General features: G+C 61.6%; 23 protein-coding genes and 1 pseudogene. 15 read left to right on the forward strand and 9 right to left on the reverse strand.

The genetic code is table 11. The annotated features are described in order from the left end of the window. Positions 1 to 24: 24 nt before the first annotated feature. The 12 genes and pseudogenes from ccmA to DKB71_RS08720 form a co-directional block, all read left to right on the forward strand. Positions 25 to 660 (forward strand): cytochrome c biogenesis heme-transporting ATPase CcmA, encoded by a 636-nt coding sequence (gene ccmA, locus DKB71_RS08665; protein WP_408600086.1) that lies wholly within the window; start codon positions 25 to 27, stop codon positions 658 to 660. Continuing rightward, entirely contained in the window at positions 657 to 1,325 is a 669-nt protein-coding gene (ccmB, locus tag DKB71_RS08670) for a heme exporter protein CcmB (RefSeq protein ID WP_007980754.1), read from the forward strand. Before ccmA ends, ccmB begins: the two co-directional genes overlap by 4 nt. Before the next feature lie 92 nt (positions 1,326 to 1,417). Continuing rightward, on the forward strand, positions 1,418 to 2,173 hold the full coding sequence (locus tag DKB71_RS08675) for a heme ABC transporter permease (RefSeq protein ID WP_274074872.1): 756 nt from the start codon (positions 1,418 to 1,420) through the stop codon (positions 2,171 to 2,173). Then, on the forward strand, positions 2,170 to 2,346 hold the full coding sequence (gene ccmD, locus DKB71_RS08680; protein ID WP_008055370.1) for a heme exporter protein CcmD: 177 nt from the start codon (positions 2,170 to 2,172) through the stop codon (positions 2,344 to 2,346). Before DKB71_RS08675 ends, ccmD begins: the two co-directional genes overlap by 4 nt. After that, entirely contained in the window at positions 2,343 to 2,798 is a 456-nt protein-coding gene (gene ccmE / locus DKB71_RS08685) for a cytochrome c maturation protein CcmE (RefSeq protein ID WP_056852992.1), read from the forward strand. Before ccmD ends, ccmE begins: the two co-directional genes overlap by 4 nt. Before the next feature lie 3 nt (positions 2,799 to 2,801). Next, positions 2,802 to 4,790, forward strand: coding sequence for a heme lyase CcmF/NrfE family subunit (locus tag DKB71_RS08690; protein ID WP_274074874.1), 1,989 nt, complete (start codon positions 2,802 to 2,804; stop codon positions 4,788 to 4,790). After that, positions 4,787 to 5,323, forward strand: a complete 537-nt coding sequence (locus tag DKB71_RS08695; protein ID WP_274074875.1) for a DsbE family thiol:disulfide interchange protein — start codon at positions 4,787 to 4,789, stop codon at positions 5,321 to 5,323. The genes DKB71_RS08690 and DKB71_RS08695 overlap by 4 nt, the downstream gene beginning before the upstream one ends. Further along, positions 5,320 to 5,790, forward strand: a complete 471-nt coding sequence (locus DKB71_RS08700) for a cytochrome c-type biogenesis protein (RefSeq protein ID WP_274074876.1) — start codon at positions 5,320 to 5,322, stop codon at positions 5,788 to 5,790. The genes DKB71_RS08695 and DKB71_RS08700 overlap by 4 nt, the downstream gene beginning before the upstream one ends. Next, positions 5,787 to 6,989 carry a c-type cytochrome biogenesis protein CcmI gene (ccmI, locus tag DKB71_RS08705; RefSeq protein ID WP_406592592.1) on the forward strand — a complete coding sequence of 401 codons (1,203 nt, stop codon included), beginning with the start codon at positions 5,787 to 5,789 and terminating at the stop codon, positions 6,987 to 6,989. The genes DKB71_RS08700 and ccmI overlap by 4 nt, the downstream gene beginning before the upstream one ends. Before the next feature lie 28 nt (positions 6,990 to 7,017). Continuing rightward, positions 7,018 to 7,425, forward strand: coding sequence for a hypothetical protein (locus DKB71_RS08710; RefSeq protein WP_323609085.1), 408 nt, complete (start codon positions 7,018 to 7,020; stop codon positions 7,423 to 7,425). Between the two features lie 279 nt (positions 7,426 to 7,704). Beyond that, positions 7,705 to 8,271 (forward strand): phosphonate metabolism protein/1,5-bisphosphokinase (PRPP-forming) PhnN, encoded by a 567-nt coding sequence (gene phnN, locus DKB71_RS08715; protein ID WP_406592591.1) that lies wholly within the window; start codon positions 7,705 to 7,707, stop codon positions 8,269 to 8,271. 55 nt (positions 8,272 to 8,326) lie between these two features. Further along, positions 8,327 to 8,446, forward strand: a pseudogene (locus DKB71_RS08720) (type II toxin-antitoxin system HicB family antitoxin); the annotation flags it as partial. A gap of 53 nt (positions 8,447 to 8,499) precedes the next feature. On the opposite strand, the gene DKB71_RS08725 reads toward DKB71_RS08720, so the two are convergent. Continuing rightward, positions 8,500 to 9,705 (reverse strand): MFS transporter, encoded by a 1,206-nt coding sequence (locus tag DKB71_RS08725; RefSeq protein ID WP_274074880.1) that lies wholly within the window; start codon positions 9,703 to 9,705, stop codon positions 8,500 to 8,502. Positions 9,706 to 9,913: 208 nt separating this feature from the next. Here DKB71_RS08725 and DKB71_RS08730 point away from each other — a divergent pair, with 208 nt between their 5' ends. Continuing rightward, entirely contained in the window at positions 9,914 to 10,357 is a 444-nt protein-coding gene (locus tag DKB71_RS08730) for a hypothetical protein (RefSeq protein ID WP_408600087.1), read from the forward strand. Between the two features lie 97 nt (positions 10,358 to 10,454). Here DKB71_RS08730 and DKB71_RS08735 read toward each other — a convergent pair whose 3' ends face one another. From DKB71_RS08735 to gcl, 8 genes are all read right to left on the reverse strand, one after another. Beyond that, positions 10,455 to 11,450 (reverse strand): sulfate ABC transporter substrate-binding protein, encoded by a 996-nt coding sequence (locus tag DKB71_RS08735; RefSeq protein ID WP_408600088.1) that lies wholly within the window; start codon positions 11,448 to 11,450, stop codon positions 10,455 to 10,457. A gap of 104 nt (positions 11,451 to 11,554) precedes the next feature. Next, complete coding sequence (locus DKB71_RS08740; protein ID WP_274074883.1) at positions 11,555 to 12,379, reverse strand: ion transporter; 825 nt, start codon at positions 12,377 to 12,379, stop codon at positions 11,555 to 11,557. Positions 12,380 to 12,400: 21 nt separating this feature from the next. Continuing rightward, positions 12,401 to 13,315 (reverse strand): urea transporter, encoded by a 915-nt coding sequence (locus DKB71_RS08745; protein WP_408600089.1) that lies wholly within the window; start codon positions 13,313 to 13,315, stop codon positions 12,401 to 12,403. Positions 13,316 to 13,436: 121 nt separating this feature from the next. Beyond that, a complete protein-coding gene (gene pyk, locus DKB71_RS08750) occupies positions 13,437 to 14,852 on the reverse strand; it encodes a pyruvate kinase (RefSeq protein ID WP_323609093.1) in 1,416 nt (471 codons plus the stop codon). After that, on the reverse strand, positions 14,842 to 16,122 hold the full coding sequence (locus DKB71_RS08755; protein WP_408600091.1) for a glycerate kinase: 1,281 nt from the start codon (positions 16,120 to 16,122) through the stop codon (positions 14,842 to 14,844). Before DKB71_RS08755 ends, pyk begins: the two co-directional genes overlap by 11 nt. Positions 16,123 to 16,274: 152 nt before the next feature. Further along, on the reverse strand, positions 16,275 to 17,165 hold the full coding sequence (locus DKB71_RS08760; protein WP_408600092.1) for a 2-hydroxy-3-oxopropionate reductase: 891 nt from the start codon (positions 17,163 to 17,165) through the stop codon (positions 16,275 to 16,277). Between the two features lie 152 nt (positions 17,166 to 17,317). Further along, positions 17,318 to 18,100, reverse strand: coding sequence for a hydroxypyruvate isomerase (gene hyi / locus DKB71_RS08765; protein WP_408600093.1), 783 nt, complete (start codon positions 18,098 to 18,100; stop codon positions 17,318 to 17,320). A gap of 140 nt (positions 18,101 to 18,240) precedes the next feature. After that, a complete protein-coding gene (gene gcl, locus DKB71_RS08770; protein WP_046819365.1) occupies positions 18,241 to 20,016 on the reverse strand; it encodes a glyoxylate carboligase in 1,776 nt (591 codons plus the stop codon). A gap of 267 nt (positions 20,017 to 20,283) precedes the next feature. On the opposite strand from gcl, the gene DKB71_RS08775 reads away from it, so the two are divergent. Beyond that, a complete protein-coding gene (locus DKB71_RS08775) occupies positions 20,284 to 20,724 on the forward strand; it encodes a heme-binding protein (RefSeq protein WP_077184045.1) in 441 nt (146 codons plus the stop codon). A gap of 217 nt (positions 20,725 to 20,941) precedes the next feature. Beyond that, on the forward strand, positions 20,942 to 21,400 hold the full coding sequence (locus DKB71_RS08780; protein WP_408601065.1) for an REP-associated tyrosine transposase: 459 nt from the start codon (positions 20,942 to 20,944) through the stop codon (positions 21,398 to 21,400). Positions 21,401 to 21,451: the final 51 nt, after the last annotated feature.

Raw genomic sequence — 21,451 nt, forward strand, 5'->3', positions numbered from 1 at the left:
GAACCGTATAAGGCCCGTGAACCCTTGACCAGTCCAGTCCTGCAAACCGTTGCCCTTGCCTGTGAGCGAGACCTTCGGCTGCTCTTCGAAAATCTCGATTTGAGAATGGCCAGTGGCGAAATGGTACAGATCAGTGGCCCCAATGGCAGTGGCAAGACCAGCCTGTTGCGCCTGTTGTCCGGCCTGATGCACCCGACTGCCGGTCAAGTGCTGCTCAACGGTCAACCGCTGAGCGAGCAACGCACCGAGCTTGCGCGCAATCTTTTGTGGATAGGTCATGCCGCCGGCATCAAGGACTTGCTGACCCCGCAAGAGAACCTGAGCTGGCTTTGCGCCCTGCATCAACCGGCGCCCCATGAGGCGATCTGGCAGGCCCTGGCGGCTGTCGGACTGCGGGGTTTCGAGGACGTGCCTTGCCACACCCTGTCCGCCGGTCAACAGCGCCGAGTAGCCCTGGCGCGGCTCTATCTGGACAGCCCGCCGCTGTGGATTCTCGATGAGCCCTTCACCGCCCTCGACAAGCAAGGCGTGGCGCAGCTCGAAGAACACCTGGCTGCGCACTGCGAGCGCGGCGGCATGGTGGTGCTGACCACGCACCACACGCTGAGCCGGATGCCGGCGAGCTATCGCGACATTGATCTGGGGAACTGGGCCGTATGAGTGTTTTCGGCCTGTTGGTCGCCCGTGAGGCCCGTCTGCTGTTCCGCCGTCCCGCGGAGCTGGCCAATCCGCTGGTGTTCTTTGCCATCGTCGTTTCGCTGTTCCCGCTGGCGGTCGGTCCCGAGTCTCAATTGTTGCAAACCTTGTCGCCGGGACTGGTCTGGGTGGCGGCCCTTTTATCGGTCCTGCTCTCGCTGGACGGGCTCTTCCGCAGTGATTTCGAAGACGGATCGCTGGAACAGTGGGTCCTTTCGCCGCACCCCCTGGCTCTTCTGGTTTTGGCCAAGGTACTGGCACACTGGGCGTTTTCCGGCCTGGCACTGGTTTTGCTCGCGCCCTTGCTGGCGTTGATGCTCGGTTTGCCTGCCGCCTGTCTGCCGGTGTTGCTGCTTTCCTTATTGCTGGGTACACCGGTGCTGAGCCTGCTCGGTGCGGTGGGCGCGGCCTTGACGGTCGGTTTGAAGCGCGGTGGCCTGTTGTTGGCGTTGCTGATCCTGCCGTTGTACATCCCGGTGTTGATCCTTGGCAGTGGCGCCTTGCAGGCGGCCTTGCAGGGCATGCCGGCGACCGGTTATCTCTTGTGGCTTGGTAGCCTGACCGCCCTGGCGATAACCCTGACACCTTTTGCAATAGCTGCTGGCCTGAAGATCAGCGTCGGCGAATAATAATGAGGCCTGATCATTTTTTGATCACTTCTTTTGAAGAAAGGCAGGCCCTGGCTCTTCACAGTAAAGAGCAACCGTGACGGAAACAAAGTATGAACTGGACGTGGTTTCACAAGCTCGGCTCGCCCAAATGGTTTTACGGCATCAGCGGCAAAATGCTGCCATGGCTGAGCGTCGCGGCGTTGCTGCTGATCGGCATTGGCGTGGTCTGGGGCCTGGCCTTCGCGCCGCCGGACTACCAGCAGGGCAACAGCTTCCGCATCATCTATATCCACGTCCCGGCCGCCATGTTGGCCCAGTCCATCTACGTGATGCTGGCGGTGTGCGGCATCGTCGGGCTGGTGTGGAAAATGAAACTGGCCGACGTCGCCCTGCAAAGCGCAGCGCCCATCGGTGCCTGGATGACCGCCGTGGCGCTGGTCACCGGGGCGATCTGGGGTAAGCCGACCTGGGGCTCGTGGTGGGTCTGGGATGCACGCCTTACGTCCATGCTGATCCTGCTTTTCCTGTACTTCGGTCTTATTGCGCTGGGCAACGCCATCAGCAATCGTGACAGCGCGGCCAAGGCTTGCGCGGTGCTGGCGATTGTCGGCGTGATCAACATCCCGATCATCAAGTACTCGGTGGAGTGGTGGAACACCCTGCACCAGGGCGCAACCTTCACCCTTACGGAAAAACCGGCGATGCCCGCCGAGATGTGGCTGCCGTTGCTGCTGACGGCGCTGGGTTTCTACTGTTTCTTCGGTGCGGTGTTGCTGCTGCGCATGCGACTTGAAGTGCTCAAGCGCGAAGCCCGGGCCAGCTGGGTCAAGGCCGAAGTGGAAAACAGCCTGGAGGTCGCTCGATGAGTTTTGCTTCATTCGGCGATTTCCTCGCCATGGGCCATCACGGCCTGTATGTATGGTCGGCCTACGGCATCTGCCTGGCGGTGCTGGCCCTCAACGTGGCGGCGCCGATCCTGGCCCGCAAGCGGTATCTGCAACAAGAGGCGCGTCGTCTGCGCCGGGAGAACGGCAAGTGAATCCGCTGCGTAAAAAGCGTCTCATCATTATTCTGGCGATCCTGGTCGGGGTCGGCGCCGCGGTGGGCCTGGCCCTGAGCGCCCTGCAGCAGAACATCAACCTGTTTTATACACCGACCCAGATCGCCAATGGCGAAGCCCCGCAGGACACGCGCATCCGCGCCGGCGGCATGGTCGAGGCGGGTTCCCTGCAGCGCTCCGGGGACTCGCTGGACGTGAAGTTCGTCGTCACCGACTTCAACAAATCCGTGACAATCGCTTATCGCGGCATCCTCCCTGACCTGTTCCGCGAAGGGCAGGGCATCGTCGCCCTGGGCAAGCTCAATGCCGACGGCGTGGTGGTGGCCGATGAAGTGCTGGCCAAGCACGATGAAAAGTACATGCCGCCGGAAGTGACCAAGGCGTTGAAAGACAGTGGTCAATCCGCTCCAACGCCCGCTAAGGAGGGTTGATCCATGACTTCCGGCATCTTTATTCCTGAGTTGGGCCACCTGGCCATGATTCTGGCGCTGTGTTTCGCCCTGGTCCAGGCCGTGGTGCCATTGGTCGGTGCCTGGCGCGGTGATCGCCTGTGGATGAGCCTGGCCCAACCGGCCGCATGGGGCCAGTTCGCGTTCCTGCTGTTCGCCTTCGGTTGCCTGACCTACGCGTTCATGGCCGACGATTTCTCCGTCGCCTATGTCGCCAGCAACTCCAACAGCGCCTTGCCCTGGTACTACAAGTTCAGCGCCGTGTGGGGCGCGCACGAAGGTTCGTTACTGCTCTGGGCGTTGATCCTCGGCGCCTGGACGTTTGCCGTGTCGGTGTTCTCCCGGCAGCTGCCGCAGGTGATGCTGGCGCGGGTGCTGGCGGTGATGGGCATGATCAGCACCGGTTTCCTGCTGTTCCTGATCCTCACCTCGAACCCGTTCAAGCGCATCCTGCCGCAAATCCCCAGCGATGGCGCCGACCTCAATCCGCTGCTGCAGGATATCGGCCTGATCGTTCACCCACCGATGCTGTACATGGGTTACGTCGGTTTCTCGGTGGCGTTCGCCTTCGCCATCGCCGCGTTGATGGGCGGTCGTCTGGATGCCGCGTGGGCGCGTTGGTCGCGTCCATGGACCATCGTCGCCTGGGCCTTCCTCGGCATCGGCATCACCCTGGGCTCGTGGTGGGCCTACTACGAACTCGGCTGGGGCGGCTGGTGGTTCTGGGACCCGGTGGAAAACGCCTCGTTCATGCCCTGGCTGGTGGGCACCGCGCTGATTCACTCGTTGGCGGTCACGGAAAAACGTGGCGTGTTCAAGAGCTGGACCGTGCTGCTGGCCATCGCCGCCTTTTCCTTGAGCCTGCTGGGCACCTTCCTCGTGCGTTCCGGCGTGCTGACCTCGGTGCATGCCTTTGCCTCGGACCCCGAGCGCGGCGTGTTCATCCTGATCTTCCTGCTGTTCGTGGTCGGCGGTTCGCTGACGCTGTTCGCCTTGCGTGCACCGGTGGTCAAGAGCCAGGTCGGCTTCAACCTCTGGTCCCGGGAAACCCTGTTGCTGGGCAACAACCTGGTGCTGGTGGTGGCGGCTTCGATGATACTGCTGGGCACCTTGTATCCGTTGATCCTGGATGCCATGACCGGTGCCAAGCTGTCGGTCGGCCCGCCGTACTTCAACGCGCTGTTCATTCCGTTGATGGCCTTGTTGATGCTGGTGATGGCGGTCGGCGTGATCGTGCGCTGGAAAGACACCCCGGTGAAATGGCTGCTGGGCATGCTGACCCCGGTACTGCTCGGCAGCGCCGCGCTGGCGGTGGTGGCGGGCGTTGCCTACGGCGATTTCAACTGGGCGGTGCTGGCCACCTTCATGCTCGCGGCCTGGGTGTTGCTGGCCGGTGCGCGTGACATTGTCGACAAGACTCGTCACAAAGGCCTGATCAAAGGCCTGCCGACCCTGACCCGCAGCTACTGGGGCATGCAGGTTGCCCACCTGGGCATCGCCGTCTGCGCCCTCGGCGTGGTGTTGTCGAGCCAGAACAGTGCCGAGCGCGACCTGCGCCTGGCACCGGGGGAATCCATGGCCCTGGGCGGTTACCAGTTCGTGTTCGAAGGCGCCAAACATTTCGAAGGCCCGAACTTCACCTCCGACAAGGGCACCGTACGGGTGATCAGGGACGGCAAGGAAGTCAGCGTGCTTCACCCGGAAAAACGCCTCTACACGGTACAGAACTCGGTGATGACTGAAGCCGGGATCGACGCCGGTTTCACCCGTGACCTCTACGTCGCCCTGGGCGAGCCCCTGGGGGATGGCGCCTGGGCGGTGCGCGTACACGTCAAGCCGTTCGTGCGCTGGATCTGGTTCGGTGGCTTGCTCACCGGGCTGGGCGGGTTGCTGGCAGCGATGGATCGGCGTTATCGGGTCAAGGTGAAAGCCCGTGTGCGTGAAGCGCTGGGCATGACGGGAGCTACTGCATGAGACGTTGGTTGATGCTGTTACCACTGGCGATTTTTCTGGTGGTGGCGGTTTTCCTGTATCGCGGTCTGTACCTCGACCCGGCCGAGTTGCCCTCGGCGATGATCGGCAAACCGTTCCCGGAGTTTTCCCTGCCAGCGGTGCAGGGCGACAAGACCCTGACCCGCGCCGACATCCTCGGCAAGCCGGCACTGGTCAATGTCTGGGGCACCTGGTGCATTTCCTGCCGGGTCGAGCACCCGGTGTTGAACAAACTGGCCGAGAAGGGCGTCGTGATCTACGGCATCAACTACAAGGACGTCAACGCCGATGCCTTGAAGTGGCTGACGGAGTTCCACAACCCGTATCAACTGGACATCCGCGACGATGCCGGCACCCTGGGCCTGAACCTCGGTGTGTACGGCGCCCCGGAAACCTTCTTCATCGACGCCAAGGGCATCATCCGCGACAAGTTCGTCGGCGTGATCGACGAGCAGGTCTGGCGCGAAAAACTGGCGGCCAAGTATCAGGCGCTGGTTGATGAGGCCAAGCCATGAAACGCTTTTTAGCCGCCGTGGTATTGGGTTTGAGCCTGGCCGGCGTAGCCCACGCCGCCATCGACACCTACGAGTTCGCCAAGGAAGGTGATCGCGAGCGTTTTCGCGAATTGACCAAGGAGCTGCGTTGCCCCAAGTGCCAGAACCAGGACATCGCCGACTCCAATGCGCCGATCGCCGCCGACCTGCGCAAAGAGATTTTCCGCATGTTGGGCGAGGGCAAGGACAACCAGCAGATCATCGACTTCATGGTCGATCGCTACGGTGATTTCGTCCGCTACAAACCGGCCCTGAACGCCAAGACCGCGCTGCTCTGGTTCGGTCCCGCCGGCCTGTTGCTGGGTGGTTTCGTGGTCATCGCGGTGATCGTCCGCCGTCGTCGCGCGCAACGCGCCGAGACGCCGGGCTCGCTTTCTGCCGAGGAGCGCGAGCGCCTCGACCAACTGTTGGATAAAAACCAAGAATGATTGATTTCTGGCTCGCTGCAGGTCTGCTCCTTCTGGTGGCCCTGAGTTTTCTGCTGATCCCCGTTCTGCGTAGTCGTCGCGCCCAGCTCGAAGAGGATCGTACTGCCCTGAACGTGGCGCTGTATCAGGAGCGCGTGGCTGAGCTGCAGGTTCAGCAGGCGGAGGGCGTTCTCGATGCCGCGCAAATGGACGCCGGTCGCGCCGAAGCCGCCCGTGAATTGCTCGCCGACACCGAGGGCGTTGCCGCGCCGCGGGTGTCGCGCCTGGGCAAACCGGCGCCGTTGCTGGCGGCCATCCTGGTGCCGGTGCTGGGCCTGGGCCTGTACCTGCATTTCGGTGCCAGCGACAAGGTCGAGCTGACCCGGGAATTCTCCCAGGCGCCGCAGTCGATGGAAGAGATGACCCAACGTCTGGAGCGCGCAGTCGCTGCGCAGCCGGATTCCGCCGAAGCCCTGTACTTCCTCGGTCGCACCTACATGACCCAGGATCGTCCGGGTGATGCGGCGAAGGTCTTCGAGCGCACCGTCAACCTTGCCGGCCGTCAGCCTGAATTGCTTGGGCAATGGGCGCAGGCCCAGTACTTCGCCGATGGCAAAAAGTGGTCGGACAAGGTCCAGGCCCTGACCGACGAAGCGCTGAAAGCCGATCCGAAGGAAGTCACCAGCCTTGGCCTGCTGGGCATCGCCGCCTTCGAAGGCCAGCGTTACCAGGAAGCGATCGATTACTGGAATCGCCTGCTGGAACAACTGCCGCCGGAGGATCAATCCCGTGTCGCGCTGCAGGGCGGTATTGCCCGCGCCAGCGAGAAACTGGTGGCCAGCGGTGGCAAAGTGGCCGAGGCGCCAACGGCCAAGCCGGCAGCGCTGCTCAAGGTCCGGGTGGACCTGGCGGCCGAACTGAAAACCAAGGTGCAGCCGGGCGACAGCGTGTTCATCTTCGCCCGCGCCACCTCGGGCCCACCGGCGCCGTTGGCGGCCAAGCGCCTGACCGTGGCTGACCTGCCGGCCACCGTGGAACTGGGCGATGGCGATGCAATGATGCCGCAGTTGAAACTGTCGAACTTCCCTGAAGTCCAACTGGTTGCGCGCATCTCCCGTGCCGGCCAACCGACGGCAGGCGAGTGGATCGGTCGCAGCCAGCCCCTGGCCAGCAGCACCACCGCGCCACAACAACTGACCATCGATAGCCCGGATAAATAAGCCGGGATAAATAACAGGAAACGCCACCATGACCGCCATTGCTCGTATCACACTGCTCAGCGTTGTTTTGGGGCTGAGCGCTTGTGCGGTCCAACGGCCACCCGAGCAGACGACCCCGCCACCGATCCCGCCGTCGCAGCCGAGTACCAAGCCGGCGCCGACGACGGTGCCGAGCAAGCCGACCACGCCGGCCAAACCGGCCAAGCCGTTGCCGCGCACCTCCGCGAGCTTTGCGCCGCCACCGGGGGGTAACAGTCATTGGGATCCGAAACTGGGTGTGTACGTGCTCGACGGTCAACCGAACACGTTCTATCGCCAGCGCACCTACTACCGTTGGGATAACGGCTGGAGCCGCTCGATCAGCCCCAACGGGCCGTGGGAAGAGACGGACATCCAGGGCGTGCCGGGTGGTTTGGGACGGCAGTTCGGGCAGTAACGCAAAAGGCGACCTTCGGGGTCGCCTTATTTGTAGGGCTGAATCTGTTCTTGCAAGCAAAGTCAAAAGATCGCAGCCTGCGGCAGCTCAAGGATTAAGCCCGGCCACACTATTGGCGGCACACCCGGTCAATGGTGATGGACCACTCGCCGGGCCAGCGCCAGATCGTGCAGGGATCCAGGTACCGTGAGTGCTTCATGGCCACCGGGCTCTCTGATCGCGACAAGAAAACTAACCGGTGGTCCAGCAAGTAGGGCGACAAGCGAAGAGGGTGATTGGATGTCAGGTAGATTGATCTATCTCATCGGGCCTTCGGGCTCGGGCAAGGACAGCCTGCTCGATGCCGCGCGAACACGTTTGGCCGAGCGAGGCTGCCGTATCGTGCGGCGGGTCATTACGCGATCGGCGGAAGCCGTTGGCGAAGCGGCGTTGGGGGTCAGTCCTGAGCAGTTCATAGAGATGGAGGCCCAGGGCGCGTTTGCCCTGAGCTGGCACGCCAATGGCCTGACCTATGGCATTCCACGTGAAATCGACGACTGGCTGGCTGCCGGGCAGGACGTGCTGGTGAACGGCTCGCGGGGGCACCTGCACGATACTCGCGAGCATTATCCGAACGTGGTGGCGGTGTTGCTGACTGTGGACGAGGCTGTGTTGCGCCAGCGCTTGCTGGCGCGGGGTCGTGAGTCCGTGGCCGAGATCGACCAGCGCCTGGCGCGCAATGCCCGTTTCAGTGAGCACCTGCTGGCCGATGATCCATCAGTGCACGTGCTCGACAACTCCGGGTCACTGGAGCGCACCGTCGAGCGACTATTGGCCTGCCTCGACGAGCCCGGCGCATGCGCCTGACCGGGATGCGTGACAACCACGCTCCGGTCAAAGCAGGCGCTGGCAAAACCTGCGATCCGTGACGTTGCCCGGCTATGTGATCCAGCGCATTGACCGTTATGTGCGCGAGCACAATGTCAAAAGCCGCTCGTCGTTCCTCGCGGATGCGGCGATGGAGAAGCTGGTTCGTAATTGACAGTAACATCGCCTTGGCGGGCAAACCGACTTGCCCGCCTGGCGCATGAGTCGTTATGCCGTCGCCAGCGAAGCCTTCTGTGAAACACTGAGGAACCGCAACAACGCCACCAGGGGAAACGCACTGCCCACGATCACGATCCACAACCAGCCACCGTGCTCATACACCGCACTGGCCACGGATGAGCCAAACGCGCCGCCGATGAAGATGCTGGTCATGTACAAGGCATTCAGGCGGCTGCGGCTCTTGGCGTCCAGGGCATAGACCGCGCGTTGACCGAGGACCATGTTCATTTGCACGCAGAAGTCCAGGACCACGCCGGTCACTGCCAGGCCGATCACGCTGTAGGCCGGGTGGATGAAGGCGGGCAGGAAGCTCAGGCTGGCAAACAGCAGGGCCAGCAATGACGCACTGCGGGTATGCCCGGCGTCGGCCAGGCGTCCGGCGATAGGCGCGGCAATGGCGCCGATAGCGCCGACCAGGGCGAAAATCGCGATCTGGCTTTGCGACAGGCCATGATTGCGCGCCAGTTCCAGCGGCACGGCGGTCCAGAACAGGCTGAAGGTGGCGAACATGCAGCCTTGGTAAAACGCCCGTTGGCGCAACACCGGTTGTTGGCGCAGCAGCGTCCAGAGCGAACCCAGCAACTGGCCATAGGACGCACTGTGGTCAGGTTGGCGCTTGGGGATGGTCAGCGCCAGCACGATGCTGATCGCCGCCATCAACAGTGCGGCAATGACAAACATTGCCCGCCAACCGAAATGATCGGCCACCACGCTGGACACCGGTCGCGCCAGCAAGATCCCCAGCAACAAGCCGCCCATGATCCCGCCGACCACGCGGCCGCGAGATTCTTCCGGCGCCAGGTGCGCGGCCAGTGGAATCAGGATCTGCACCGACACCGAGCTGAAACCCACCAGCAGCGAAATCAGCAAAAACACGTTCGGCTGATCGGTGAACGCCGCGCCCAGCAGGCTGGCGATCGCCACCAGGGTGGTGATGATCATCAGCCGGCGGTTTTCCAGCAGGTCACCCAGGGGTACGAGGAAGAACAGGCCCAGGGCATAGCCGATCTGGGTCAGCGACACGATCAGGCTGGCCATGGTGCTGGTCAGGCCGATGTCCGGTGCGATCAGCCCAATGATTGGCTGCGCATAGTAGATGTTGGCGACGATCGCACCGCAGCAGAAGGCGAACAGCAGCACCATGCCTCGGGTCATTGTCGCGGTGCCGTGGGGCACCTGGGTCGCTGGGGTCATAACGTGTCTCGTTGAACAGAAGGGAATGCGCGCAGGCTAAAGGCTTGAACGCAACGGTGGAAGAGAGTTTGGACTGATAGTAATCATGCCATGGCGTAATGATTGCCAGCGGTTGACCGACCATCCGAAGAAACACCCGCTTTGCCCTGACAGCTAGAATCTACAGGGGGATCACTTCAACGTGTCCTTACAAAGCGGGAGTATCACGATGAAAATCGTATCTTCGCTAGCGTTGGTGGTAGCGGTTGGGTCGATCTTCGGGTGCTCGACAGTACCTGACAGCCAGGTCACCATCGTTCCCCTGAACGCTACTTCCATCAATGCCGGGAACATCGCCCGGCCCATCATGATGTCCGACGGTAAAGCAACGGTGTTCTGGTTCGCGGTCAGTGGCGAAAGCATGGGAAGTGCTTTGCCGGGCCGTCTGGAGGCCTATATCTATTCGGGAAGCTGCGCGAGCCTGGGTGCGAAACCGGCCTATGACATGAATGACGGTCCGAATGCGCGGTTCTATTCGCAGGCGTCGCACCAGTATTTCTGGAAGAGTGCACCGGTCGCCGTGGAAACGCTGCGAGCGGGCGGTTATGCCCTGGTCGTGCGTGAAAGCCCGGCCGATGGTCACCAGGCTATTTTCTGCGGCAACCTGAGCTAGCGCCACACCCCTGTAGGAGCTGCCGCAGGCTGCGATCTTTGACTTTTATTTTCAAGATCAAAAGATCGCAGCCTGCAAAGGCTTGCGGGGATTGTGGTTACTGGGCGTAAATCTGGTCGAAAACCCCACCATCATTGAAGTGGGTTTTCTGCACGGTGCGCCAGTCACCGAAGGTTTTCTCCACCGACAGGAAGTCCACTTTCGGGAAGCGGTCGGTGTACTTGGCCAGCACGGCCGGGTCACGTGGACGCAGGTAGTTGGCGGCAGCGATCTCCTGGCCTTCTGGCGACCACAGGTACTTCAGGTATTCCTCGGCGGCGGCGCGGGTGCCTTTCTTGTCGACGGTCTTGTCGACCACCGACACCGGTGGCTCGGCTTCGGCGGAGACGCTTGGGTAAATCACTTCGAACTGATCGCGGCCAAACTCACGGGCGATCATTTCCGCTTCGTTTTCGAAGGTCACCAGCACGTCGCCGATCTGGTTGGTCATGAAGGTCGTCGTGGCGGCGCGGCCACCGGTATCGAGCACCGGCGCTTGCTTGAACAGCTTGCCGACGAAGTCCTTGGCCTTGTTCTCGTCGCCGCCGTTTTTCAGTACATAGCCCCAGGCCGACAGGTAGGTGTAGCGGCCGTTACCCGAAGTTTTCGGGTTTGGCACGATGACCTGCACGCCGTCCTTGAGCAGGTCTGGCCAGTCCTTCAGGGCTTTCGGGTTGCCTTTGCGGACGATGAACACGGTGGCCGAGGTGAACGGCGCGCTGTTGTTCGGCAGGCGGGTCACCCAGTTGTCCGGGATCAGTTTGCCGTTATCGGCCAGGGCGTTGATGTCGGTGGCCATATTCATGGTGATCACGTCAGCGGGCAGGCCATCGATGACCGAACGCGCCTGTTTGCTGGAGCCACCGAAGGACATCTGCAGGGTGATGTTTTCGTTGTGTTCGGCTTGCCAGTGTTTCTGGAACGCAGTGTTGTAGTCCTTGTAGAAATCGCGCATCACGTCGTAGGAAACGTTGAGCAGGGTCGGTGCGGCGTGTGCCATGCTGGACAGTGCCAGGCCAGCGACCAGAAGGGAGGCGCCAAAGAGTTTTTTCACTGCGAATTCCTTGTTCGAGAAGATGTTTTTATTAAAAAACAGGCAATTTGCCAGCGACTATAGCCGGGCTCGCATAGTCGTTTAAAGATTAAAAAGCTCTTTGCTTATTCTATTTTCTTGAATAAAGCATTGCCGCAGCGCGAGCAGAACGCGGCGCCGTGTTCATGGCTGTTTTTCTTGCACACCGGGCAGTCAGTTTGCAACTGTTCGCCACGCATGGCATTGGCCAGTTCGGCGGTGAAAATACCGGTCGGCACGGCGATGATCGAGTAACCGGTGATCATCACCAGCGAGGAAATCACCTGGCCCAAAGGCGTCTTCGGCACGATGTCGCCAAAGCCCACGGTGGTCAGCGTCACGATCGCCCAATAGATGCCCTTGGGAATGCTGGTAAAGCCGTGTTCCGGGCCTTCGATCACGTACATCAAGGTGCCGAACACCGTCACCAGGGTGCAGACACTCACCAGGAACACGACGATTTTCTGCTTGCTGCCGCGCAGGGCGGACATCAGGTAGTTGGCTTGCTTCAGGTAAGGGCTCAACTTGAGCACGCGGAAAATCCGCAGCATCCGGATGATCCGGATAATCAACAGGTACTGCGCATCGGCGTAATACAGTGCGAGGATGCCGGGTACGATCGCCAGCAGATCCACCAGGCCGTAAAAGCTGAAGGCGTAGCGCAGGGGCTTGGGCGAACAGTACAGGCGCAGGCCATATTCGATGGCGAAGATGACGGTGAAACCCCACTCGATATACGCCAGCACGTCGGCGTAGTTACGGTGAACGGTGTCGATGCTGTCGAGCATCACGATCACCAGGCTGGCGAGGATGATCAACAGCAGAATGCCGTCGAAGCGCCGACCCGCCTTGGTGTCGCTCTGGAAAATCATGACGTAGAGGTCTTCACGCCAGTTTTTGCTGCTGTCCATGGATAACGCCTGACTCAATGATCAGCGCAGCCTAGGTTGATTCTCCCCTGAAGCGCAAGGCGCACTGGCGTCCCGCGCTTTGCCGAGCACCTGAGTTGCCGTACGGATCAGCCAGCCGGCGAGGATGAACGGCGCAGTCAGGGTGGGCAGGCCGATAGCGGCAAACATCGGCGTCAGCAGCAGCGCTGCGGCGATACCGAGCAGTGGCAGCCACGGCTGCTGGCGCTGCGTGCTGAAGGCGAGGGCGGCGAGCACGGCGTTATAGCCACCCAGGCCCAGCAGTGCGGTGTAGAAGTCGTGGTGCAGCAGGCTCCAGCCCATGCCCGCAACAGACGCCAGCAACGCCCAGCAGAAGGCGCGACGATCGGCGATCAGCAAACCGGCGGCAATCATTGCCCCGGCCAGCGGATGACCGAGAAACATCACCTGACCGAGGCCCTTGAGTGGGGCGGCGAGCATGTTCAGTGTGCTGACCTCGATCAAATGCGCCTCGGTCGAGGGCGTGGCGAAGCACAACAGTACCCAGCTCAACACGACGAATGGCGTGGTGTACGCGGGGAGGTATTGGCTGAACCGCACGCGTTTGAGCCATTGTTGAGTGATCATCGCACTCAGGCCACCGGCGGCCAGAATCAGCGGTGGCATCATCGCCGACCAGGGGAAGTACAGGCTCAGCAGCAGGCCGAGCAACACGCCGTTGTAGCTGAACAGCCCGGCCTGACGATCAGCCTTGGCATAGTTGCGACGTTGCGCGGTGAGCAATCCGGCGACACCGCCGAGCAACGCTCCGCCGAGCAGGGCCGGGGCGGTGAACAGGATGGCCGAAAGGATCAGCAAGCCGCACAGCGGATTGCGCTGGAGGAATATCTGGCTGAAGCCGTTGAGCAAGGCTTCGGCCCAGTCGGGGCAGTGGGTGTTGAAGTGGTTGGCAGGCATGATGAAGTCTTTGGTGTTTCAGTTAAACCGTGTCGCCTCCTTCGCGAGCAAGCCCGCTCCCACATTTGGAATGCATTCCAATGTGGGAGCGGGCTTGCTCGCGAAAGGGCCAGTGCAGGCGCTAGATCAACGTCTCGATACGCAAGGAGTTAGTCGACCCCGGCTGCCCAAACGGCACACCCGCCGTGATCAATAACGTATCGCCACGCTGCGCCATGCCCTGGGCCTGGGCAATTTCCAGGGCCGTCGAGCACACTTCGTCCACCTGGCGCAGGCGATCGTTGACCACCGAGTGCACGCCCCAGGCCACGGTCAAGCGACGAGCGGTTTGCAAGTTCGGCGTCAGGTTGAGGATTGGCACCGTCGGCCGTTCACGGGCAGCGCGCAGGCTCGAGGTGCCGGACTCGCTGTAGTTGACCAGCACCGCCACCGGCAACACATTGCTGATACGGCGAATCGCGCAGCTGATCGCATCGTTGACCGTCGCTTCGGCCTTCGGTCGGCTGACGTCCAGTTGGTTCTGATAGTCCGGGCCGTTTTCCACCTGGCGGATGATCTTGCTCATCATCTGCACGGCTTCCAGCGGGTACTCGCCGGACGCGGTTTCCGCCGACAGCATCACCGCGTCGGCCCCTTCGGCCACCGCGTTGGCGACATCGGTGACTTCCGCGCGGGTTGGCGCAGGGGAGAAGCGCATCGATTCGAGCATCTGCGTCGCCACCACCACCGGCTTGCCCAGCTCGCGGCAGGTGCTGATGATGTTCTTCTGGATCTGCGGCACGCTTTCGGCCGGCACTTCCACGCCCAGGTCACCGCGGGCGACCATGATCGCGTCGCTCAATTCGGCGATTTCGCGCAATTGCGTCACCGCCGACGGCTTCTCGATCTTGGCCATCAGGAACGCCTTGTCGCCGATCAGCGCGCGGGCTTCGATGATGTCCTCCGGACGCTGGACGAACGACAGCGCCACCCAGTCCACCCCCAGTTCCAGGCCGAAGCTCAGGTCGCGGCGATCCTTGGCGGTCAGCGGGCTCAGGTCGAGCACCGCTTGCGGCACGTTCACGCCCTTGCGGTCCGACAGTTCGCCGCCGTTGAGCACGGTGGTGTCGATGGCGTCGGCGTACTTGGTGACCACCCGCAGGCGCAGCTTGCCGTCGTCCAGCAGCAGGTCCATGCCTGGCTCCAGCGCCGCGATGATCTCCGGGTGGGGCAGGTTGACCCGGCGCTCGTCACCCGGCGTGGTATCGAGGTCCAGGCGCAAGGCCTGGCCGCGAAACAGTTGTACCTTGCCCTCGGCAAATTTGCCGACCCGCAGTTTCGGACCTTGCAGGTCCATCAGGATGCCCAACGGATAATTCAGCTGGCGCTCGACTTCACGGATCCACTGATAGCGCTTGGCGTGGTCGGCGTGATCGCCGTGGCTGAAGTTCAGGCGAAAGATGTTCACACCGGCCTGCACCAGTTCACGAATGTCTTCGATCCCGTCGGTGGCAGGGCCGAGGGTGGCGAGGATCTTGACCTTTTTATCAGGCGTCATGTTTAGGGCTCTCAAGGATCAGAATGGCGCGGAAGTCGTTGACGTTGGTTCGGGTCGGCTCGGTGACGATCAGTGCGTCCAGCGCCTGGAAATAGCCGTAGCCATTGTTGTTGTCCAACTCGTCGCTGGCGCTCAGGCCGAGGGCGGCGGCACGGCTGTAACTGTCCGGGGTCATGATGGCGCCGGCGTTGTCTTCGGAACCGTCGATGCCGTCGGTGTCGCCGGCCAGGGCATAGACACCGGGCAAGCCCTTGAGGCTGTCGGTCAGGCTCAGCAGGAACTCGGCGTTGCGCCCGCCACGGCCGTTGCCGCGAACGGTGACCGTGGTTTCGCCACCCGAGAGAATCACGCAGGGCGCGGCCAGCGGTTGGCCGTGCTGGACAATCTGCCGGGCGATACCGGCGTGGACTTTCGCCACTTCCCGGGACTCACCCTCCAGGTCACCCAGGATCAACGGGCTGTAACCGGCTTGACGGCATTTGACCGCCGCGGCTTCCAGGGATTGCTGGGGACGGGCGATCAGCTGGAAGTGGCTGCGGGCCAGGCTCGGATCGCCGGGTTTGACCGTTTCCGATTCAGCGCTTTGCAGCCAGTTGCGCACGGAGGCCGGCACGTCGATGTTGTAACGCTTGAGGATCGCCAGCGCTTCGGCCGAGGTGCTCGGGTCGGCCACGGTGGGGCCGGAGGCGATGACCGTGGCGAGGTCGCCCGGCACATCGGAAATCGCATAGGTGTAGACAGTGGCTGGCCAGCAGGCCTTGCCGAGGCGGCCGCCCTTGATCGCCGAGAGGTGCTTGCGCACGCAGTTCATCTCGCCAATGGTGGCGCCGGATTTGAGCAGGGCCTTGTTGATCGATTTCTTGTCGGCCAGGGTGATGCCGGCAGCGGGCAGGGCGAGCAACGCCGAACCACCGCCCGACAGCAGGAAGATGACGCGGTCGGTTTCAGTCAGGTTGCTGACCAGTTCGAATACACGCTTGGCCACCGCTTGGCCGGCTGCGTCCGGAACCGGGTGAGCGGCTTCGACCACTTCGATTTTTTCGCACGGAGCGCCGTGACCGTAACGTGTCACCACCAGACCGGACACTTCACCCTGCCAGCAGCGCTCGACCACCTGGGCCATGGCGGCCGCGGCTTTGCCGGCGCCAATGACGATCACCCGACCGCTACGGTCGGCAGGCAGATGGGCTTCGAGGACTTGCTGCGGATGGGCCGCGTCGATAGCTGTGGCGAACAGCTCGCGCAGGAATTGTTGCGGATCGACCGACATGGCGGGCTCCCGAATTCTTGTTATTTGGAGGGCAACTCGGTCCAGTGTGGGAGCGGGCTTGCTCGCGAAGGCGCCATGTCAGTCAACATCTCTGTTGAATGTGAAACCGCATTCGCGAGCAAGCCCGCTCCCACATGGGATTGGTGCAGGGTTTATTTATCGCGAATCGAGAAATTCGCCATGTGTTCCAGGCCCTTGATCAGCGCCGAGTGGTCCCAGTTGCTGCCACCGATCGCCGCGCAGGTGCTGAACACTTGCTGGGCGTTGGCGGTATTCGGCAGGTTGATGTTCAGTTCCTTGGCGCCTTGCAGGGCCAGGTTCAGGTCCTTCTGGTGCAGGCTGATGCGGAAGCCCGGATCGAAGGTGCCCTTGATCATGCGCTCGCCGTGCACTTCGAGGATCTTCGACGAAGCGAAACCGCCCATCAGCGCTTCACGCACCTTGGCTGGATCGGCACCGTTCTTGGCCGCGAACAGCAGGGCTTCGGCCACCGCCTGGATGTTCAGCGCAACGATGATCTGGTTCGCCACTTTGGCGGTCTGACCGTCGCCGTTGCCACCGACCAGGGTGATGTTCTTGCCCATGGCCTGGAACAGCGGCAGTGCGCGTTCGAAGGCATCGGCATCGCCACCGATCATGATGCTCAGGGTCGCGGCCTTGGCGCCGACTTCACCGCCGGACACTGGCGCGTCGAGGTACTGGGCGCCTTTTTCATTGATCTTGGCGGCGAAGGCCTTGGTGGCGGTCGGCGAGATCGAGCTCATGTCGATTACCACCTTGCCTTTGCCGATCCCTGCAGCCACGCCGTCGGCACGGAACAGCACGTCATCGACCTGCGGGGTATCCGGGACCATGACGATGATGAATTCGGCTTCCTGGGCGACTTCTTTCGGGTTCGCCAGGGCGACGGCGCCGGCGGCGACCAGGTCGGCGGGGGCGGCGTCGTGATGCGCGGACAGGAACAGGCTGTGACCGGCTTTTTGCAGGTTCGCCGCCATTGGGTGGCCCATGATGCCGGTGCCGATAAATCCGATTTTAGCCATGAGAAAATCCTCTTGTTTTTGTCTTGCTCAAGCGAATAGGGGAGCTGCTTTTGTGGGAGCGGGCTTGCTCGCGAATGCGGTGTGCCATCCGGCATACATGTCGACTGACCCACCGCCTTCGCTGGCAAGCCAGCTCCTACAAGGGATCTGTGTCAGATTGCGTTATGGGTTTTCAACCAGCCCAGGCCCGCTTCCGTGGTGGTCAGCGGCTTGTATTCGCAACCGACCCAACCCTGGTACCCGATGCGGTCCAGGTGTTCGAACAGGAAGCGGTAGTTGATTTCACCCGTGCCCGGTTCGTTACGCCCCGGGTTGTCCGCGAGCTGCACATGGTTGATCTCGCCCAGGTGCGATTGCAGGGTGCGGGCCAGGTCGCCTTCCATGATTTGCATGTGGTAGATGTCGTATTGCAGGAACAGGTTGGCGCTGCCGACCTGCTCGCGAATCGACAGGGCCTGCGCCGTGTTGTTCAGGTAGAAACCCGGGATGTCGCGGGTGTTGATCGCTTCCATCACCAGTTTGATGCCTGCCGCTTGCAGCTTGTCGGCCGCATACTTGAGGTTGGCGACAAAGGTTTTTTCCACGGTGGCATCGTCGACGCCTTGTGGGCGGATACCGGCCAGGCAGTTGATCTGGGTGTTGGCCAGCACTTGTGCGTAGGCAATCGCCAGGTCGACACCGGCGCGGAACTCTTCAACGCGGTCCGGCAGGCAGGCGATACCGCGCTCACCCTTGGCCCAGTCGCCGGCTGGCAGGTTGAACAGCACTTGGGTCAGACCGTTGGCGTCGAGCTTGGCCTTGATTTCGGCAGAGCTGAAGTCGTAGGGGAACAGGTACTCGACACCACTGAAGCCGGCCTTGGCGGCCGCTTCGAAACGGGCGAGAAAGTCCTGTTCGGTGAACAGCATGGACAGGTTGGCTGCGAAACGCGGCATGGTGGTCTCCCATAAATCTTGTGAGGATCCCCTTGTGGGAGCGGGCTTGCTCGCGAAAGCGGTGGGTCAGTCAACATCGTTGTCGGATGTGAAATGGCCTTCGCGAGCAAGCCCGCTCCCACAGGGAGAGCGGTCAGCTGTTAATCGAGCAACGAAATCGCAGTCGGTGCGTCGTTGCCGACCAGCGCCAGGTCTTCGAATTCGTTGACGGCGTTGATCTCGGTGCCCATGGAAATGTTGGTCACGCGCTCCAGGATAATCTCGACGATCACCGGCACCTTGAACTCTTCGATCAGCTCCTGGGCCTTGCGCAGGGCAGGCTGGATCTGGGCCGGTTCGAATACGCGCAGTGCCTTGCAACCCAGGCCTTCGGCAACCGCGACGTGGTCGACACCGTAACCGTTGAGTTCCGGCGCGTTCAGGTTGTCGAACGACAGCTGTACGCAGTAATCCATGTCGAAACCGCGCTGCGCCTGACGGATCAGGCCCAGGTACGAGTTGTTCACCACCACATGGATGTACGGCAGCTTGAACTGCGCGCCCACCGCCAATTCCTCGATCATGAACTGGAAGTCATAGTCCCCCGACAGGGCCACGACTTTGCGGTTCGGATCAGCCTTGACCACGCCCAGCGCCGCCGGAATGGTCCAGCCCAGAGGGCCTGCCTGGCCGCAGTTGATCCAGTGACGCGGCTTGTAGACGTGCAGGAACTGCGCGCCGGCAATCTGCGACAGACCGATGGTGCTGACGTAGCAAGTGTCCTTGCCGAACACCTGGTTCATTTCTTCGTAGACGCGCTGCGGCTTGACCGGCACGTTGTCGAAGTGAGTCTTGCGCTGCAGGCTGGCTTTACGCTGCTGGCAGTCTTGCAGCCATGCGCTGCGGTTTTTCAGCTTGCCGGCGGCTTGCCATTCGCGAGCGACTTCGATGAACACGGTCAGCGCGGCGGCGGCGTCGGAGACGATGCCCAGGTCCGGGGTGAACACGCGGCCGATCTGGGTGCCTTCGATGTCGACGTGAATGAACTTGCGGCCTTCTGTGTACACATCCACTGAACCGGTGTGACGGTTGGCCCAACGGTTACCAATGCCCAGCACCACGTCGGATTTCAACATCGTGGCGTTGCCGTAGCGGTGCGACGTCTGCAAGCCGACCATGCCGACCATCAGCGGGTGATCGTCCGGGATGGTGCCCCAGCCCATCAGGGTCGGGATGACCGGGATACCGGTCAGCTCGGCGAATTCAACCAGCAGATCGCTGGCGTCGGCATTGATGATGCCGCCACCGGCTACCAGCAGTGGACGCTCAGCCTGATCGAGCAGGGCCAGAGCCTTCTCGACTTGAACGCGGGTAGCGGTCGGCTTGGCCAGAGGCAGCGGCTGGTAAGCATCGATGTCGAACTCGATTTCGGCCATCTGCACGTCGAACGGCAGGTCGATCAGCACCGGGCCTGGGCGGCCGGAGCGCATCTCGAAGAAAGCTTTCTGGAACGCATAAGGCACCTGGCCCGGTTCGAGAACAGTGGTCGCCCACTTGGTCACTGGCTTGACGATGCTGGTGATATCGACAGCCTGGAAGTCTTCCTTGTGCATACGGGCGCGGGGTGCCTGGCCGGTAATGCAGAGGATTGGAATCGAGTCGGCCGAGGCGCTGTAGAGCCCGGTGACCATGTCGGTACCGGCAGGGCCGGAAGTCCCGATGCACACGCCGATGTTGCCGGCCTTGGTGCGGGTGTAGCCCTCGGCCATGTGCGAGGCGCCTTCAACGTGGCGAGCGAGTACGTGATCGATGCCGCCGACCTTTTGCAGGGCGGAGTACAGCGGGTTGATGGCGGCACCGGGGATGCCAAAAGCGGTATCAACCCCTTCACGGCGCATCACCAGAACGGCGGCTTCGATTGCTCTCATTTTGCTCATGGTTTTGTGCCTCTTTACGTTTTGTAATTGTATACAAGTGGCTTTGCGCAGAGTGTATTCACGGCGGACGGCGCAGGTCAATCCATTTTCTCAAGCGGTTGTTTCATTCGTCGGAAGCCCGGTCTACTGTGGCTTTTCGTCGCATGTGGCGCTTTTCGAGAATTATTGTATACAAAAAAATAATTCATTGTGTTCTATTTGTTGTATCGGACTACGGCACATCGAAGCAGTCCACCGCCTTTCCAAAAACAAAATGAGGACGGCACCATGAGCGCTTTAACCTTGAAAGTCGCAGTCAACCTGGTCAACGAAGCCATCAGCGCAGGGCGGGCCATCTCCGCGGCGCCACTGACCATCGCGGTACTGGATGCCGGCGGGCACCTGATCACCCTGCAACGCGAAGACGGCGCCAGCCTGCTGCGCCCCCACGTCGCCATCGGCAAAGCCTGGGGCGCCATCGCGCTGGGCAAAGGCTCACGCCTGCTGGCACTGGACGCCCAGCAACGCCCGGCGTTCATCGCGGCATTGAATAGCCTGGGGCAGGGCAGCGTCGTGCCCGCACCGGGTGGTGTGCTGGTGCGGGATCAGGACGGGAACGTGCTGGGGGCGGTGGGGATCAGCGGGGATCTGTCGGATGTTGATGAGCAGTGTGCGATCAATGCGATCGAGGCGCTGGGGTTGAGGGCGGATGCTGGGGTGGTGGCTTGATTCTGCGGTGATTGAACGACCGCTTTCGCGAGTAAGCCCGCTCCCACAGGGAGTTGCGGTTGGACACAAAATTGTGTGTACACCGCAAAACCCTGTGGGAGCGGGCTTGCTCGCGAAGGCAATTTCCCAGACACATCCAGCTAAAAAGTCCACCCGGCAACTCTGTAGTCGCTGATCTAGCCTTTTCCATGATTTCAACATGAGAGAGGGCAAAGGAATGCCTGAGTTGTCAGCTTCGCATCGTCTACGCATCGGCCGCTATGCCGAACAAAACCGCATTTACCTTCTGACGGCCAACACTTTAAATCGGGAACCCATATTCAGGGATTACACTCTTGGCCGATTGGTTGTCCACCAATTCAAGCAAGCTCAAGATGAGGGCTTCGCCGATTCTTTGGCCTGGGTGGTCATGCCCGATCATTTTCACTGGTTGGTCCAGTTGCAGAAAGGGACGCTAGGACAATTGATGTGTCAGGTGAAGTCACTGAGCACTCGTGCAGTTAATTCGTCGACTGGTCGAACAGGTAGCCTCTGGCAACAGAGTTTTCATGACCATACGCTGCGAAAAGAAGAGGACCTGGTGAAACTGGCTCGATATGTTGTGGCTAACCCATTGCGGGCTGGGCTGGTTCAGAAGCTTGGCGACTATCCTTTGTGGGATGCGATCTGGGTTTGACCCATAACCGAGTCGCCGCTATTCGCGAGCAAGCCCGCTCCCACATTGGAT

The sequence above is a fragment of the Pseudomonas sp. PLMAX genome (genome assembly GCF_046042685.1).
GTDB lineage: Bacteria > Pseudomonadota > Gammaproteobacteria > Pseudomonadales > Pseudomonadaceae > Aquipseudomonas > Aquipseudomonas putida_AE.

Excerpts from the sequence above, each read along its gene's own strand:
- DKB71_RS08700 (WP_274074876.1), top strand. The coding sequence starts at position 5,320 with ATGAAACGCTTTTTAGCCGCCGTGGTATTGGGTTTGAGCCTGGCCGGC.
- ccmI (WP_406592592.1), top strand. The coding sequence starts at position 5,787 with ATGATTGATTTCTGGCTCGCTGCAGGTCTGCTCCTTCTGGTGGCCCTG.
- DKB71_RS08725 (WP_274074880.1), bottom strand. The coding sequence starts at position 9,705 with ATGACCCCAGCGACCCAGGTGCCCCACGGCACCGCGACAATGACCCGA.
- DKB71_RS08780 (WP_408601065.1), top strand. The coding sequence starts at position 20,942 with ATGCCTGAGTTGTCAGCTTCGCATCGTCTACGCATCGGCCGCTATGCC.
- DKB71_RS08740 (WP_274074883.1), bottom strand. The coding sequence starts at position 12,379 with ATGGACAGCAGCAAAAACTGGCGTGAAGACCTCTACGTCATGATTTTC.
- DKB71_RS08675 (WP_274074872.1), top strand. The coding sequence starts at position 1,418 with ATGAACTGGACGTGGTTTCACAAGCTCGGCTCGCCCAAATGGTTTTAC.
- hyi (WP_408600093.1), bottom strand. The coding sequence starts at position 18,100 with ATGCCGCGTTTCGCAGCCAACCTGTCCATGCTGTTCACCGAACAGGAC.
- DKB71_RS08745 (WP_408600089.1), bottom strand. The coding sequence starts at position 13,315 with ATGCCTGCCAACCACTTCAACACCCACTGCCCCGACTGGGCCGAAGCC.
- pyk (WP_323609093.1), bottom strand. The coding sequence starts at position 14,852 with ATGACGCCTGATAAAAAGGTCAAGATCCTCGCCACCCTCGGCCCTGCC.
- DKB71_RS08710 (WP_323609085.1), top strand. The coding sequence starts at position 7,018 with ATGACCGCCATTGCTCGTATCACACTGCTCAGCGTTGTTTTGGGGCTG.
- DKB71_RS08730 (WP_408600087.1), top strand. The coding sequence starts at position 9,914 with ATGAAAATCGTATCTTCGCTAGCGTTGGTGGTAGCGGTTGGGTCGATC.
- DKB71_RS08760 (WP_408600092.1), bottom strand. The coding sequence starts at position 17,165 with ATGGCTAAAATCGGATTTATCGGCACCGGCATCATGGGCCACCCAATG.
- DKB71_RS08695 (WP_274074875.1), top strand. The coding sequence starts at position 4,787 with ATGAGACGTTGGTTGATGCTGTTACCACTGGCGATTTTTCTGGTGGTG.
- gcl (WP_046819365.1), bottom strand. The coding sequence starts at position 20,016 with ATGAGCAAAATGAGAGCAATCGAAGCCGCCGTTCTGGTGATGCGCCGT.
- ccmB (WP_007980754.1), top strand. The coding sequence starts at position 657 with ATGAGTGTTTTCGGCCTGTTGGTCGCCCGTGAGGCCCGTCTGCTGTTC.
- DKB71_RS08775 (WP_077184045.1), top strand. The coding sequence starts at position 20,284 with ATGAGCGCTTTAACCTTGAAAGTCGCAGTCAACCTGGTCAACGAAGCC.
- ccmD (WP_008055370.1), top strand. The coding sequence starts at position 2,170 with ATGAGTTTTGCTTCATTCGGCGATTTCCTCGCCATGGGCCATCACGGC.
- DKB71_RS08755 (WP_408600091.1), bottom strand. The coding sequence starts at position 16,122 with ATGTCGGTCGATCCGCAACAATTCCTGCGCGAGCTGTTCGCCACAGCT.
- DKB71_RS08690 (WP_274074874.1), top strand. The coding sequence starts at position 2,802 with ATGACTTCCGGCATCTTTATTCCTGAGTTGGGCCACCTGGCCATGATT.
- phnN (WP_406592591.1), top strand. The coding sequence starts at position 7,705 with ATGTCAGGTAGATTGATCTATCTCATCGGGCCTTCGGGCTCGGGCAAG.